Source organism: Desulfolithobacter dissulfuricans, assembly GCF_025998535.1.
In the GTDB taxonomy this organism is placed as follows: domain Bacteria; phylum Desulfobacterota; class Desulfobulbia; order Desulfobulbales; family Desulfobulbaceae; genus Desulfolithobacter; species Desulfolithobacter dissulfuricans.
The window spans coordinates 84,970-99,291 of the sequence record NZ_AP024233.1 but is presented as its reverse complement, the minus strand read 5'-3'; the positions used below and the strand labels follow the sequence as shown (position 1 = coordinate 99,291).

10 protein-coding genes are annotated in these 14,322 nt (G+C 52.7%); 6 read left to right on the top strand and 4 right to left on the bottom strand.

What is annotated here, in order from left to right:
- Positions 1–7: 7 nt before the first annotated feature.
- From GF1_RS00410 to GF1_RS00400, 3 genes are read right to left on the bottom strand one after another with little or no spacing between them, the layout of a single operon-like run.
- The gene (locus GF1_RS00410) at positions 8–1,447 is read right to left on the bottom strand and encodes a HAMP domain-containing sensor histidine kinase (protein WP_267927654.1); all 1,440 of its coding nucleotides are present in this window, start codon (positions 1,445–1,447) and stop codon (positions 8–10) included.
- 6 nt (positions 1,448–1,453) lie between these two features.
- Positions 1,454–2,386: a VanZ family protein gene (locus tag GF1_RS00405; protein WP_267927653.1), complete on the bottom strand. Its 933-nt coding sequence runs from the start codon at positions 2,384–2,386 to the stop codon at positions 1,454–1,456.
- Between the two features lie 4 nt (positions 2,387–2,390).
- Complete coding sequence (locus tag GF1_RS00400) at positions 2,391–4,100, bottom strand: bifunctional sulfate adenylyltransferase/adenylylsulfate kinase (protein WP_267927652.1); 1,710 nt, start codon at positions 4,098–4,100, stop codon at positions 2,391–2,393.
- Between the two features lie 225 nt (positions 4,101–4,325).
- Between GF1_RS00400 and GF1_RS00395 the strand changes: the two genes are divergently transcribed.
- Positions 4,326–4,580 (top strand): ComEA family DNA-binding protein, encoded by a 255-nt coding sequence (locus tag GF1_RS00395; protein WP_267927651.1) that lies wholly within the window; start codon positions 4,326–4,328, stop codon positions 4,578–4,580.
- 463 nt (positions 4,581–5,043) lie between these two features.
- Here GF1_RS00395 and GF1_RS00390 read toward each other — a convergent pair whose 3' ends face one another.
- Entirely contained in the window at positions 5,044–5,226 is a 183-nt protein-coding gene (locus GF1_RS00390; RefSeq protein ID WP_267927650.1) for a hypothetical protein, read from the bottom strand.
- 578 nt (positions 5,227–5,804) lie between these two features.
- On the opposite strand from GF1_RS00390, the gene GF1_RS00385 reads away from it, so the two are divergent.
- From GF1_RS00385 to GF1_RS00365, 5 genes are all read left to right on the top strand, one after another.
- On the top strand, positions 5,805–8,222 hold the full coding sequence (locus tag GF1_RS00385) for a tetratricopeptide repeat protein (protein WP_267927649.1): 2,418 nt from the start codon (positions 5,805–5,807) through the stop codon (positions 8,220–8,222).
- A 263-nt stretch (positions 8,223–8,485) separates the two neighbouring features.
- Entirely contained in the window at positions 8,486–9,157 is a 672-nt protein-coding gene (locus tag GF1_RS00380) for a GspE/PulE/PilB domain-containing protein (RefSeq protein ID WP_267927648.1), read from the top strand.
- Between the two features lie 176 nt (positions 9,158–9,333).
- Complete coding sequence (locus GF1_RS00375; RefSeq protein ID WP_267927647.1) at positions 9,334–10,515, top strand: PKD domain-containing protein; 1,182 nt, start codon at positions 9,334–9,336, stop codon at positions 10,513–10,515.
- Positions 10,516–10,541: 26 nt separating this feature from the next.
- A complete protein-coding gene (locus tag GF1_RS00370) occupies positions 10,542–12,290 on the top strand; it encodes an Ig-like domain-containing protein (protein ID WP_267927646.1) in 1,749 nt (582 codons plus the stop codon).
- Between the two features lie 787 nt (positions 12,291–13,077).
- Positions 13,078–14,322 (top strand): MBOAT family O-acyltransferase, encoded by a 1,245-nt coding sequence (locus GF1_RS00365; protein WP_267927644.1) that lies wholly within the window; start codon positions 13,078–13,080, stop codon positions 14,320–14,322.

The following is a 14,322-nucleotide window of genomic DNA, read 5'->3' as shown; positions in this document are numbered from 1 at the left end:
AATCCCATCATGAGGTCAGTGGCAGAATCACGGCAAATCTGGCCCCCTGGCGGGAGGACAGCAGACGGATTGAGCCGCCGTGGTTCTGCACATACTCTTTAGCAATTGCAAGTCCGAGGCCAGAGCCCTTGACCACCGTACTTTTCGCGCTCTTTCCCTGGTAAAAGGGTGAAAAAATGCGGGACCGTTCCTGATCGCGGATACCCGGTCCGTTGTCTTCGACCATCACCGTGACCTTGCGGTCTTCCTGATGCATCCGAATGGAGATCTCGCCCTCATCGGCGACAAACTTTATCGCATTGGAGAGCAGGTTATCGAAAATGGTCTTCAGCTGGGTACGGTCACCGGAGACCACAGCCTTGGAGACCTGGACATCCAGTTTGATCCTGCGGGCAATGATGGAGTTGCGCTGGTCGGCAACCACCTCATCGATCACCGCATCAAGCCGCACCGGTTTTTTCTCCAGGGGTATTTTTCTCGCCTGGGCCATGTTGAAATCAAGGATATTCTCGATGAGCTTCTGTAGCTTGGTACAGTTTTTATCAAGAATCCTGACCACATCCTGCTGACGACTGTTCATGGCGCCGACCACCTCCTCCTTGAGCAGCCCGGCCCCCTCCTTGATGGAGGAAAGAGGGGTCTTGAGTTCGTGGGAGATATGGGCCACCAGCTTGACCTTCTCCCGGTCCAGCTGGGCCAGACGCTTACGAAGCCAGTCCAGTTTCTGCCCCAGGACCTCCAGATCCTTGGGCCCGGAGACGTGGATGGGAGTCTGGAAATCGCCATCACCGAGCTGTTCGATACCCCGGTCGATCTGGGCCACCGGCTTGGAGATAAGGACCACGAAGAGGGCGATGAGCAGGAGAGAAAAACCAATGAGACCGGAGGTCTGCCATGCAAGCATCTGTTTGTTCTCCCGAACCTTTTCCTTAAGCGCCTCGACCTCTGAAATCATCAGCTGATTGCTGGCCTGGGCCACGTTGAGGGCCAGGGCATTCAGATCGCGGTACCTGGCCAGCACCTGTTCCAGCTCTTTCTTGCGCAGTTCCGGCCCCGAGGTCATCCGGTTGAGCACCGCCACCTGGTACTGTTCCATGGCGCGCAACTGCTCCAGCTGTTCAAGGAGATCCGCATCTTCACTGCCCATGGAAAAATGCTCCAGGATATCCGCAACCTGCTCATGTATTTGATTGACCGCATCGAGTTGGGACGGCTCGCCCAGCACGTTGTACAGCCTGGCCTTGCGTTCCTGGTCAAGGAGCAGTTCAACCAGGTGCCGACTGTTGGAAACCCGATCCACGGAACGATAGACGGCAAACGCAGACTGCTGCACCAGGTCTTCCATGACCTGCACCGAACTGTACAGGGCGGTCAAGAGCGGCAGGGAGACAAAGACAAAGCCGGTCAGCAGGAGGGCGAAAAAGGAGTGAGGGCGATAGAATCTCACGGCATCTCAGTTGGAAAGATAGACATAATCGACATGGAGCACCATTGGTTTTGCACGCCGAATCACAAATATACCAAAACTTTCAATATACTGCATGTCCATTTCGCGTCCCGCCGGAGCGAGGCGGACCGCCTCCAGGCTGATCCGCAGGTCATTCCACCCTGGCCGGAGGATAAATTTGTCGTGAAAACGGTCAGAAAAGGCCTGGCCGGATTTGTTGTGCCACCGATCGTGGATCCGGCAGTGAAGGGTAACAGGCTCCGGCTCTGGATTGTACACACTCAACGATAGCCAGCGATATCCACGCCAGTCATGGGGGAAGTAGAAAAGAGCTGTTCCCGAATACATGGCCGTGCTGAGCTGGACCCGCATGGATTTTCTGCCATGGCGGGCCAGGGTCCGGTCAAAGGCCAGCTGCCTCCCCTCGCGCCACCTTGCAAGTTCAAAGGGGGTCTCGAAATCGGCAAGGACAGGGAACTGTTCTCTGGCGATCAGCTCGTCGATCAGTGCCCGGCAAAGGGGCCAGGCGGCAAGCAGCAGCATGAGCAGTACCGTTGTGCGCAGCAGGGTAAGATATTTTTCCTTCCGGCAGCAGAAAAAAACATAGGCCACCAGGCATCCAAGCTGGTTGCGCAGGACATCATAAGGGTCTGGATGACGGCCGGTAATGCCCAGCTGCATGAACTCGACCCCGATCCCAAGGACCAGGACGAGAATAAAGATGCCCAGGAACAGCCGCAGGGTACATCGCAGCTCTTCCCGGGTCTGATAATACTGGAAGACAAGCCAGGAGAAACATCCGAAGAAGAGGATATGACCGAGATCCCAGGCTGCCTTGAAGGAGCGGGCGGCATGGTATCCCGGTCCGCCCCAGAAAAAAAATGGAATACCGAAAAAAATAAGGAAAAGAACCAGCCAGTGTCTGTTTCTGACCTGCACGAAACTACCTGATGTACCCCTGTTCTTCGAGATAGAGAAAGATTTCCTGCACGGCCTCGGCAGGAGTCAGCCGGGTGGTATCGATGACAATCTCGGGATTGGAGGGCGGGATATAGGGATCCGAGACACCGGTAACCCCCTTGACCAGCCCGGCCCGGGCCTTGGCGTACAACCCCTTGCGATCCCGCTGCTCACACACCTCCAGCGGAGTGGCGACATAGACCTCGATATAGCCGCCGTAGCGGCTGATCAGCTCACGGTTTGCCTGGCGGGACTCCTCGTAGGGAGCGATGGGCGCACACAGGGCTATCCCGCCGTTCTTGGTGATCTCAGAGGCCACGAACCCGATGCGGGTCACGTTTAGGTTCCGGTGCTCCTTGCTAAAGCTCAGTTCCGAGGAGAGGTTTTTCCGGACAATATCACCGTCAAGCAGGGTCACCGGCCGATCGCGCATCTCCATGAACCGCACCATGAGGACCTTGGCAATGGTGGATTTTCCCGAGCCGGAGAGCCCGGTGAGAAAAATAGTAAACCCCTGTTTGGAGCGGGGCGGGAAGGCGCGCTTGAGTTCCTCCACCACTTCCGGATAGGAGAACCAGTCCGGTATCTCCAGCCCCCACTCCAGGCGCCGTTTCAACTCCTCGGAGGTGATGTTCTTGACCGTTTCATTCTGGACCTGGTCCAGAAACACGTACTGCGCCTTATCCTCCACGTAGCCCATCTGCCGCTGCGGCACCATCTTGATGCCACATTCCTCACTGAACGAATCCACCAGCTCCTGCGCCGCATGGCGGGGATAGAACAGCTCCTGCCCGGTACCGGCAAAGGGATCACCATGGTCTTCCGCGACCATGAAATGGCTGCAACCGTAGTTCCGGCGGATCAGGGCGTGCCAGAGGGCCTCACGGGGCCCGGCAAACCGTTCGGCAAGCGGGGTGATCCCCAGCATGATCATGTTGTTGGGAAAATGCTTCACAAACTCCTGGTAACAGTGGACATGGGTGTAATGCTCCATGTTACCGGGATGCTCAAGCCCCACCACAGGATGGAGAAAAATACTGGCCCCCGCTTCCCGGGCCGCCGCCAGAACCATTTCCCGGTGGGCGCAGTGCAGGTATTCCCTGGTATGGAAACCAAGCACCCGGCGCCAGCCATACTGGGTAAAACGGCGGTGCGTCTCCGAGGGCGTCAACCGGAGATCACGAAAATCGTAATGAATGGGCAGGGTAACCCCTTCCACCGACCCGGCGACGTAGTATTCTCCCACCTGCTCGTAAAGGGCCTTGACACCGGGATGGGCAGCCGGGTCGTCTGTTCCATACACGGCCTGGGCCTCGGCCCGCTTGTCCGATTGCCAGATCTCCTCGATGGTGAGCAGGGCCAGCAGAAATCCCTCCTGGTCATTGAGCGCCAGTCGCTGTCCTGGCTGCAGTTTTTCGGCAAATTCGCCGGACACGTCCAGACAGACCGGTATCGGCCAGACCGTGCCGTCGGCAAGGCGCATTTTCTCGAGCACACTTTCATAGTTCGCCCGGCCCAGATAGCCTGACAGGGGATAATAGGCCCGGTTGAGCAGTTGCTCCAGATCACATAGCTGCCGGATATTCAAATCCAGGGAGACCAGCCCCACCGCCTCCTGGCGCAGCATTTCGGCCCGCCGAAAGTGCACGACAAGGGTCTCGGAATATTCACTTGTGTTGTTGTTTTTCTGCATATCCCTACTCTATTACCTGCTCGTTTCTGAAGAACAAAAAGAAACCATACCACGGCTCCATAATTTTTTCCCGCAATCCCTTTCGCCGAGAGACATTGCAGGACAACGAAAAATCATAACACTTCAATTTTGTATACTTTTTACACCTTGACACATCAAAAGTCGCGCCCCTACACTTACCTCATATCAACCTTCTCATCCACTATTTTCACCACGGAGGTCTCCATGAAAAGAATCTGTCTCGCCCTCGTCCTGCTCCTCTTCCTGGCCACCGCCGCCTTTGCCAAGGTCAACATCAACTCCGCCGATGCCAAGGAACTGGCCACCCTACCCGGCATAGGAAAGGCCAAAGCCGAGGCTATCATCAGGTACCGTCAGGAGAAAGGCAACTTCAAAACAATCGAGGACCTTATCAAGGTCAAAGGCATCGGCAAAAAAATTATCAAAAAAATAGAAGATGAAGTAACTGTCGAAGAATAATTGCTCAAGGACGGGGCAGTGCCCGTGCGGACTGCCCCACCTGTCTCTTCTGGCTGCAACCACCAGACCGCATCCTCCCTTCGCCCTCCGTCTCCAGAAACAACCAGACTTCCTATGCCCTGCACCAGTGTTCCTAGCCTGAAACAAAAATAACCCTTGCTCCAGGACCTCTTTACAGATAAAATATCTCTTTACATTTTCCACAGCGATACAGCATAGCTGCGCTGCCAGACGCATAATGCCGACAACGGTTCCCGGCCCAGCAATCATTGCCGTCACAATCTCACTCCATTCATACTGTGCTGATACTCCGCCTCTTCTTTTTCATGAGCCTCGCCTGTGGGTGCTCATTGGCTGCACTCCGGCCGACAGCCTGGGGATATTATCTGGACCCGGCCGAGAACAGCCCGGTATTGCTGCGCGAAAACGCTCCTGCCCGCTCAAGGCAGGTTGCCTTCACTGTTCAGGATAACCTTAACCTCTTTACAGAAAAGACGCTCTCGCCACCGATCCTGCTGCCGGCTTCGGACAACTTCGTGCCTGCCGACATTATCGAAAGTAATATGCCCATCTTTTCCCTGTTCAGGAACCCGCTGACCGCGAGCCAGGACCCCTTTGCCAACTTTCTGTATGCCAACCTGCGCATCAAAAAACTCCTGGATGAATATGCAAAGATACAGGAGCGGGCCAAGGTGTTGCTCGGCAGCTCGTATCAGTCAGGCATGATCGATCTTATGACCAATGCATCAGGCGAAAGGCAGCGGATACAGGCTATCAAAAACACTCTGGCACAACAAAATGGTCTGGCACGGGAGGTTGGCAAGCTCCAGCAGCGACTGGCAACCGTCCAGGGACAGGTATCGACCGCTCCAAGGCCCGCCCAGGCCGGATCCAGCCCGAGGGGTGACAACAAAAATGGTATAGCCTCCTTCCAGGAATTACAGACAGTATTAGTCCAGAGAAACAAGCTGATACAGGCCTCCCCCCGAGATCCTTCGCAGTGCCCGGCAGTGGTTACACGTTCCAGCCACATACAGAATCCGACAACATCCGGCAACAGGCCCCTGACCGGGCCTCTTTCAGAGGATCAGGCGAGGTCAGCCTACCCTGGATCCTGGACCTGCCCTTCAAACTTTTTGACTACGCCCTGTCCCACAAGGTCCTGTCCCTTGTTATCGGGTTCTTCTGCCTGATTTTTCTCAATATCATCTTTGGATCCAGATCGTGAGACACTCGCTGGCTCGACAGTTTGAACATACGATTTCAGCTGTTTTGGACTCTTTCCGAGCAAGGCATGGTAACTTGTGTCTGTCCAGAAATGAGGATTTTCGTTCGAGATCAAGGAATGCGAAAAAAATAAGCGCAGGCATATGCGTAATATTCCGAGCATTATTTTTTGAGCATGACGCAGAGATCGGGCGAGGTAAGCGAGCCTGCGAGACTCCGAAAGACCATTTCTGGACAGGCACTAACTTGTATTCTGCCCGGATTCCTCTCCTCGTATTGCTGATCGGAACGGCTTTGGCTTGCGCTTCCTGCAGTGAATCTCCAGAACAGCGCAACCAGCGGCTCTACAGCCAGGCGAAGGAATATATGGCCTCTCGACAGTATGCCCAGGCCATTGCCACCTGGACCGAACTGCTCTCCCTGAACCCGGAGACTCCCGATATTTATTACAACCTGGCCAAATCCTACGAACTGAGCGGCCAATACCCCAAGGCTCTTCAGGCTTTCCAGAAACACCTTGCCAGCCACCCGGATTCACAGGAAACACTGCGCAACCTCCTGAAGCTCCAACTTCAAATTTTCGATCTGGCCGGAGCACGTGCCAGCTGGGAGAAACTCAAATCTTTTCCAGACGACCCTGACAACCTGATCCTCCACGGCGACCTGCTTGCGGCCCAGGAACGCTACCTCCCTGCCACCGATGAGTACCGGAAGGCACTGGCCCTTGATCCGGGCAATCAGATGGCCCTGGCCCGACTGGCCATTATCCTTCTGGGCCAGAATAAAACCGCAGCAGCGGCCGCCGTCTATGAACAGCTGGCAGCTCAGCAGCCAAAATCTCCTGAGATTCTCCTGCAGATGGGCAACTACTGGCTGCTGACAGGAGAGCGGGAAAAGGCTGATCTTTTTTTCCAGCAGGCCCTGGACCAGGCTCCAAACAACCAGCACCTCCAAGTCCAACGGGCTGAGCTGTTTCTGGAGGCTGGCGACTACGCCAGGGCCGCGTCCATCTACAAAAAACTGATGGAACAAGCACCCCAGAACCGTTTCTACAAAAAAATGGAACTGGAAAGCCTGCTCCTGGATGAACAGTTTGACCAGGCAGAGAGCCTGCTGGCCACGCTGTCGCCAGCAGAAAACCAGGACGTGGATTTTCTGCTGCTAAAGGGCAAATACTACCTGAATACCGGAGAGTACCTGGTTGCAGCATCTCAGCTGGAGCTGGCCCTGGAAAAAGAGCCCCGCCTGCCGATTGCCCATTACCTACTGGCCCTGGCGCACCTGGCCAGCGGCCAGAACAACCTGGGCCAGAAGAGCCTGATTACATCTTTGACCCAGAACTCCTATTTCACCGCCGCCGAACTAACCCTTGCCGATTATTATTACAAAACCGGAGAGTACGACCTGGCCCTTGAACATGTGCAGCGTATCCAGGAGCGAGAACCGGAAAATGCCCGGGCCTTCCAGATCCAGGGCAATATCCAGCTGGCGCGAAAACAATACACCGACGCTCTTACAGGGCTTCACAAGGCCTTTCTGCTTGACTCGACACTGACCGGCCCAGTGTACTATGCAGGCATCATCTCTTCGACCACCGGCAAACCACAGCAGGCCCTGGCACTCCTCCAGAAGTTGATCGACAAAGAACCCAGCCTGGCTGATGCCACCCTCCTCTACACCCGGCTTCTCTGCCAGCAGGGCCGCCAGGAAGAAGCCCTGAAATTTCTCAGACAGGCCCAGGCCCAAGCCCGAAACACCGCCTACCTGTACCATATCTACGGCCTCACCCTGTTATCAGCTGGCAACCAAGAAGAAGCCGTAAATGCTTTCGAACAGGCTCTCCAGGCAAACCCCGAGATGAAGGAAACATACCTGCAACTTTTTAAACTGTATCCTCAACACTCCGAAAAGCTGGAACAGGTACTCCTGCAGGCGACCAGCCGTATTAAAAACTTCGAGGAAGCACAGATCAAACTGGCGTCGTATTATAATTCCACCGGACAACCTGAAAAAGCCATCGGCCTGCTTCAGGAAGCCTTGTCCCAGAGACCGGATTCTCCCCTGCTGGCCAATAACCTGGCCTGGCTCTACCTTGAACACCAACCGGAAAATATAGACGAAACCCTGCGTCTGGCCACCCTAGCCTATGACAGGCTTGCTGACAATGCAGCCATCGCAGATACGCTGGGCTGGGTTTATTACAAAAAAAACCTGCCCGTCCGGGCCGGCTGGCTCCTGGAAGAAGCCGTCGGCCTTGAACCGGATAATCCGCAGATTCTCTATCACCTGGCCATGGTCCAGCTGAAGCAGAAACAAGTAGCTCCTGCCAGGCAAAACCTGCTCAAGGCAAAAACGAAAACCAGCGATCCCCTACTGCGCCAGACAATAGAGGACCTCCTGCAATCCCTTCCCTGACCAATTTCCCTGCAGCTCCAATCAGATACAATTCACCTCCTGCAAGTCCTGCCTTGCAAAAGGACTCTCCGGTGGCCTATAATTATCTTGGGGTGTCTTGAACACAACAAAGAATATATCTTTACCAGAAGGTGCACAATGGCGACAAAACAACGTCTTGGCGAACTGCTTCTTTCCGCTGGAGTAATTACCCAGGAAGACCTGGACAAGGCCCTGCAGTTGCAGGTCGGGGGAATCGCAGACTGGGTTATCTTCTGATCAAGATGAATATTATCTCGGAAGAACAACTCCACTCGGCCCTGGCAAGACAACTTGGCCTTGATATCGTCAGGGTGAAGGAGGAGTTTTCACCAGAAGTCAAAAAAATCCTGCCGAGACATATCTGCAGAAAATACAATGCGATACCACTCTCCACCGGCGAACATAATACCCTCAAAATCGCCATGATCGACCCTTCGGACAGTGAGGCGGTATCCACCATTGAAAAATACACCGGCAAAGTGCTGGAACCGGTCCTGGCATCGCACAGCGACATAGAATCGTCGATTACCAAACTGATCCCCTGGTCCATCAGGGACCTCTTCAACAACCGGACCTCCACCCGCATTGCCGGATTACTGGCCACCGCAGCCCTGATTCTGGTTATTGTCCTGGTCCAGCAATATTACAATGACAAAACCAGGGAAGAATATGGCAACATTACCCGCACTGACACCGCCACTTCCTATGAAAACCACGAACTTATCCTGAAGTTCGCCGACAACGGCAAGGCCTCCCTTCTCGGACACGGCGCCTATTCGTCTGGCTACTATTCCATAACCTTTGACAGCCTTGACCTGCTGAAACAATTCATCGAAAGAAAAAAAGACGATTTTTCCGGCAAGCAGCTCTCATGGCTTCAATGGGCCATGGCCGAACAGCAACAGCCCAGATAGTCTGCAGGAGATGACGTGTTCCACCCTGCCTTCGCCCCGGGCCACCTGCAGACAGCATCCGATGTTCCTCTGTCCACGGCTCCAGCCACAAGCAGGTGCACCATGGCACGAATCCTGCTAGACAATCAGCGTGTCATAAATGGACTTTTCAGCAACTTCAACTCCCAGTACATAATATGAGAATCCTCCTGCCGCTCCTTATACTCTTCAGCCTGATGCTCACGGGCCCGGCTCTGGCTGTGCAACGTCATCTTGAAATCACCTGGACCGCGGCGCAATACTCTGACGTGACCATCGCCGGCTACCGGCTGTATGACGCGACAGGTAACAATGTCTGTGAAATCAACGACCCCAACGCGACATCCATGCTCTGCGACGTCGAAGTTGCCGACAACAGCACCACCTTCACCATGACCACTTTCTCAACCACGGGTGAAGAGAGCCCCCACTCGCAACCGTTCACAGTATATTTCAACGATGCGCTTGTCCCCTCTATCCAGTATGCGCAGACCCAAAACTCTTTCACCTACTCCTTTGACGCCACAGGCTCCACCAGTAGTGGAACCATTACAAACTACACCTGGAATTTCGGCGACGGAAGTGCTTCTAGTTACGAATCTGTAACAGAACACACCTTTGTTGCTGCAGGAGAATACACTGTCTCCCTTACCATACAGGACGATACCGGCGCCATACAGACAACCTCGGTGCAAATTGCTGTTACCGACCTTTCAAATCCCAACAATCCACCGGTTGCGGCAATATCCGCCAGCACCACCGTTGGCACCAGCCCTTTGACCATCAGTTTCGACGGATCAGGATCATCCGACCCGGATAACGATCCCCTGACCTACGTGTGGAATTTCGGCGACGGATCCACAGCAACCGGGGCCCAGGTCTCACACGTGTACCTGGCAGCAGGCAACTATACCGCCGAGCTGACAGTTCAAGACTCTGCCGGAGCAACGGCCAGTGCCACCCTGCCGGTCATTGTTTCGGCCCCAACCGACACCGGCACGACAACCCCGGAGCCAACAGCCATAATTTCGCTGAACAGCACCACAGGCACGGCGCCGCTGTATGTTACAGCTGATGCCACCAGTTCCACCCCATCTACAACAACAGGGACCATTGTCCAGTACAGCTGGAACTTCGGCGACGGTTCCACAGGAACCGGCCCGATCGCAAGTCATACCTATAGCGCCGTAGGCACCTATACCATCACGCTGACCATTACTGACGACAGCGGTAAGCAGGACACCGCCACGGCAAGGGTACAGATCATGACCGAACAACAGTACAAGGCCTCTCGGATTCTGCCGGCAATCTACAAACTTCTGCTGTTCAACAAAAAATAAAAAAATACCAACTCACTGGCTGCATAATGGGCAAAAGAAAACACTTCATAACACTCATCACGCTCTTCGCTTCGGTGTGCTTTCTCCTGTCGGCAATACCTTCTTTTGCCCGGGATGCCACGTTCACCTGGACCGCGAACCCCGAGCCGGTGGAAGGCTACACCATCTATTACAACACCGGAACCTCTGGCCCGCCGTATGCCAACTCCATCGATGTCGGCAATGTAACGACCTACACAGTCACGAACCTGGACGACAACACGACCTATTATTTTACCATTACGGCCTATATAGGCACCGATGAAAGCCCGTATGCTCCGGAAGTCATCCTTGAACCAGTCACCACAATCGCTCCACCTGCAGAGCCACCGGTGGCCCTGGACAGTTCTATCAGCACTCTCGAAGACCAGACGATAACCGGCACAGTCACCGCTACAAACTCGTCCGGACTGCCAATAACCTATCAGCTACAGGCTCTTCCCAGCCTGGGAACTGTCACCCTGGATGGAACGTCAGGAAGCTATACCTATACGCCCAATCCCAACGTTAACGGAAACGACACCTTCACGTTCGTCGCCACTGATGACAACGGCACATCCAATGCAGCCTCAGTCGCCATCACCATTACCCCGGCGAACGACCCGCCAACAGCAGAGGATGTCACCCTCTCCGGTCCTGAAGACACCGCCCTGGCAGGTAACCTGCTCGCCGCGGATATCGACTCAACAACCTTAACCTACACCTTACAGTCCAACGCACAACATGGACTCGCCGTCATCACGGACAGTGCCAGCGGCAGTTTTGTCTACACGCCCAACCCGGACTTTTTCGGCACCGATTCCTTCACCTGGTCCGTAAGCGACGGCAGCTCAAGCTCTAACACGGCAACGGTCTCCATCACCATCACGCCGACAAACGATCAGCCGACAGCCTACGATGTCTCCCTGAGCACGATAAGCAACACACCGGTCAACGGTCAACTCCAGGCCAGCGACCCGGAAAAGGATCCGCTCACATACACCATCGTCAGCAACGGATCGCTTGGCACGGCAACCATAACCGACCAGAATACCGGCGCGTTCACCTACACTCCAAACCAGAACGCCAGCGGAACAGACTCATTCACTTTCGCTGTCAGCGATGGCATTACAACCTCGAACACGGCCACTGTTAGCGTCACTATTGCAACGACCAACACCCCACCAGTGGCTAACAACGGCACCATGAATGGAACCCGAGGCCAGTCTGTTACAGGTTTCCTCACAGCCGAAGACGCAGACAACGATACCCTGACCTATACCATCGTCTCGGATCCGCTGAGCGCAGTAACCCTTACCAATCCGGCAACAGGAGAATTCACCATACTGTTATCGGATTCCATGGACGCGTCCTATTCCTTTACCTTCAAGGCGAATGATGGCATCCAGGACTCCAACACCGCCACCATGACTGTTTCCATTGCCGAGCCCACAAGCGACACGGTCACCTTCATCTGGAGCCTCAACCCTGAACCAGTGGCAGGCTACAAACTCTATTACAAAACTGGCGACTCCGGTCCGCCATACGACGGCACAGGCCTGCCAGAAGGAAACTCGCCCATAGACGTGGGCAACGTAACACGCTTCACCATTAGCGGACTCGACCCACAGCTGACATACAGATTCACCATCACTGCCTACACAAGCGATGGTCAAGAGGGAGAATATACTGGGGAAATAATTATCGGGAACAAACTCGTTGCACCTCAAATAAACAACATTATAGAAATAAAATGAATATATTAACAAGGTAAAGATTATCTTATGGGTGCCTTGAAAAATTAGGATTTTCGTTCAAGATCAGGTAAGCGGAGACTCCGAGGAACAGCAAAATTAAAAAGCGCAGCATATTAAGCATATGTGAGCATTTTTCATTTTGCTGTGACGCAGAGATAGGACGAGGTAAGCGAGCCTGCGAGACTCCGAAATACAATTTTTCAAGGTAGCCTTATATCGACTCTATAGAGAAATATTTTTTCAGGCTACCTGAAACGTGGAAAGCATGGGCCGGACTCCAGGAATGGATCCGGCCCAAATTGTTTAGCAGAGACAAAAAAACGATGATCGCTCAGTTTTCTGAGGAGGATGCGGCTATTCTGCCCAACTCCGCAAGGGTGTGCGTAATTTTCTCTCAGAATATTCCCTTCAGTTATTTGTAACCCCCGCGTTGATACCGTACTATAAAATAGTTATCATTTACTTCATAACAGATACATGTTGAAAGCTAGCCTGAAACTCGGTTAAATTAGGGTTCTATTTCTGTGCATTTTTAAGGACAAACCCAGTGCAACAGCGGCAACGACACCGTTAAACACATCGTACATTCGTACTAACGTATAAAATTCATAAAGCCAAGTTTGCAAAACCTATAAGAGTAGATCGGCATCAAAGTTAGGCGCCGATCGCGCTAATCAGACTACCGGTGGCCTGAAAACTGATTTCCCCGGCTCGACCACATACCAAGACTCGAGCCCCATACCCATTCCAGCAAGAATAGACAGGAAGGGATATCCAAGGACGCGCAATGACTATTACACCATATGCCGGTACAATATTCTGGCTCATTACCGTCATTTTCATTGCCTGTTATACAGTTTTTCAGAGGACTCAAGCAAGCCTCCTAACCAGAAACTGTTTCATGATATCTGTAAGCCTACTGGTTATCAGCCTTGCAGTCAGTAATTCCTCAGTTCTTATTCCCCTCCTACTCGCACTGACAGCCATTGTCTACTTCACAGGAAGATACCTTGCAGAAAACAAAGGCATCAAGAAAAACAGGATTATCACAGTTGTAATTGTGATGATCATACTTTTTCTCTGTTATTTCAAATATTCAATCATTCAATCATTCTTTAACAACCTTCTTCAAGGAGGCTTGCCTCTTTCTGCATCCGGACAGCACATATTTTTTATAGGAGTTTCATATTTCTCCTTCAAATTCATACATTTTCTCGTCGAAAGCAGAAATGGAAAAATTCACGATCTCAATCTGCTGACATTCATCAACTACACACTTTTTTTTCCAAGTTTTTTCAGTGGACCCATTAACCGATATACAGCCTTTGCAGAAAGTATTGCCACCGGTTCAGACTTGCGCCGTAATCTGCTTAAGGGTATCCAGCGAATCATAACAGGTCTTTTCAAAAAAATTGTCCTCGGCGATTCTTTGTACCCGTTCTCGATTGCAGCCCTGGATATAAGCACAGCCAGACAGACAGACATTGTTATCGGCGTCTACGCCTACATGCTGTATATATACTTTAATTTTTCCGGCTACACGGACATGGCTATCGGATGTGGAAGAATGGTCGGGATTGATCTACCGGAGAACTTTAATTATCCTTTTTTCAAACGAAATCTTCAACAATTCTGGGCAAACTGGCACATGTCACTGACCACCTGGCTCACCGATTACATTTACTGGCCACTGGCAAGAAAATTTCGAAACATCCAGAAACTTCGGAAAAAGCCCGTCACAATTTCAAATATCTGCATTGTGATCACCTTCCTTGTCTGTGGTCTCTGGCACGGCGACGGACTGAACTTTATCCTCTGGGGTCTCTATCATGGCATCGGACTGGCCATACTGAACGGGTATACCCACTTCATCAAGAAACATACCAGCAGAAATATTAAAAAATTTGTTCATAACTCTCCAGTTGCATACGGGATAAGCAACATCATTACCTTTCAGTATGTGGCGTTAGGATTTTTATTATTTGCCTGCGATATGGAAAAACTAAGCAGAATATCAAGTCTGTTTTTTTGA

Coding starts and splice junctions, on each gene's coding strand:
- GF1_RS00400 (WP_267927652.1), bottom strand. CDS start 4,100: ATGCAGAAAAACAACAACACAAGTGAATATTCCGAGACCCTTGTCGTG.
- GF1_RS00395 (WP_267927651.1), top strand. CDS start 4,326: ATGAAAAGAATCTGTCTCGCCCTCGTCCTGCTCCTCTTCCTGGCCACC.
- GF1_RS00390 (WP_267927650.1), bottom strand. CDS start 5,226: ATGCGCAGGTTGGCATACAGAAAGTTGGCAAAGGGGTCCTGGCTCGCG.
- GF1_RS00380 (WP_267927648.1), top strand. CDS start 8,486: ATGAATATTATCTCGGAAGAACAACTCCACTCGGCCCTGGCAAGACAA.
- GF1_RS00375 (WP_267927647.1), top strand. CDS start 9,334: ATGAGAATCCTCCTGCCGCTCCTTATACTCTTCAGCCTGATGCTCACG.
- GF1_RS00370 (WP_267927646.1), top strand. CDS start 10,542: ATGGGCAAAAGAAAACACTTCATAACACTCATCACGCTCTTCGCTTCG.
- GF1_RS00365 (WP_267927644.1), top strand. CDS start 13,078: ATGACTATTACACCATATGCCGGTACAATATTCTGGCTCATTACCGTC.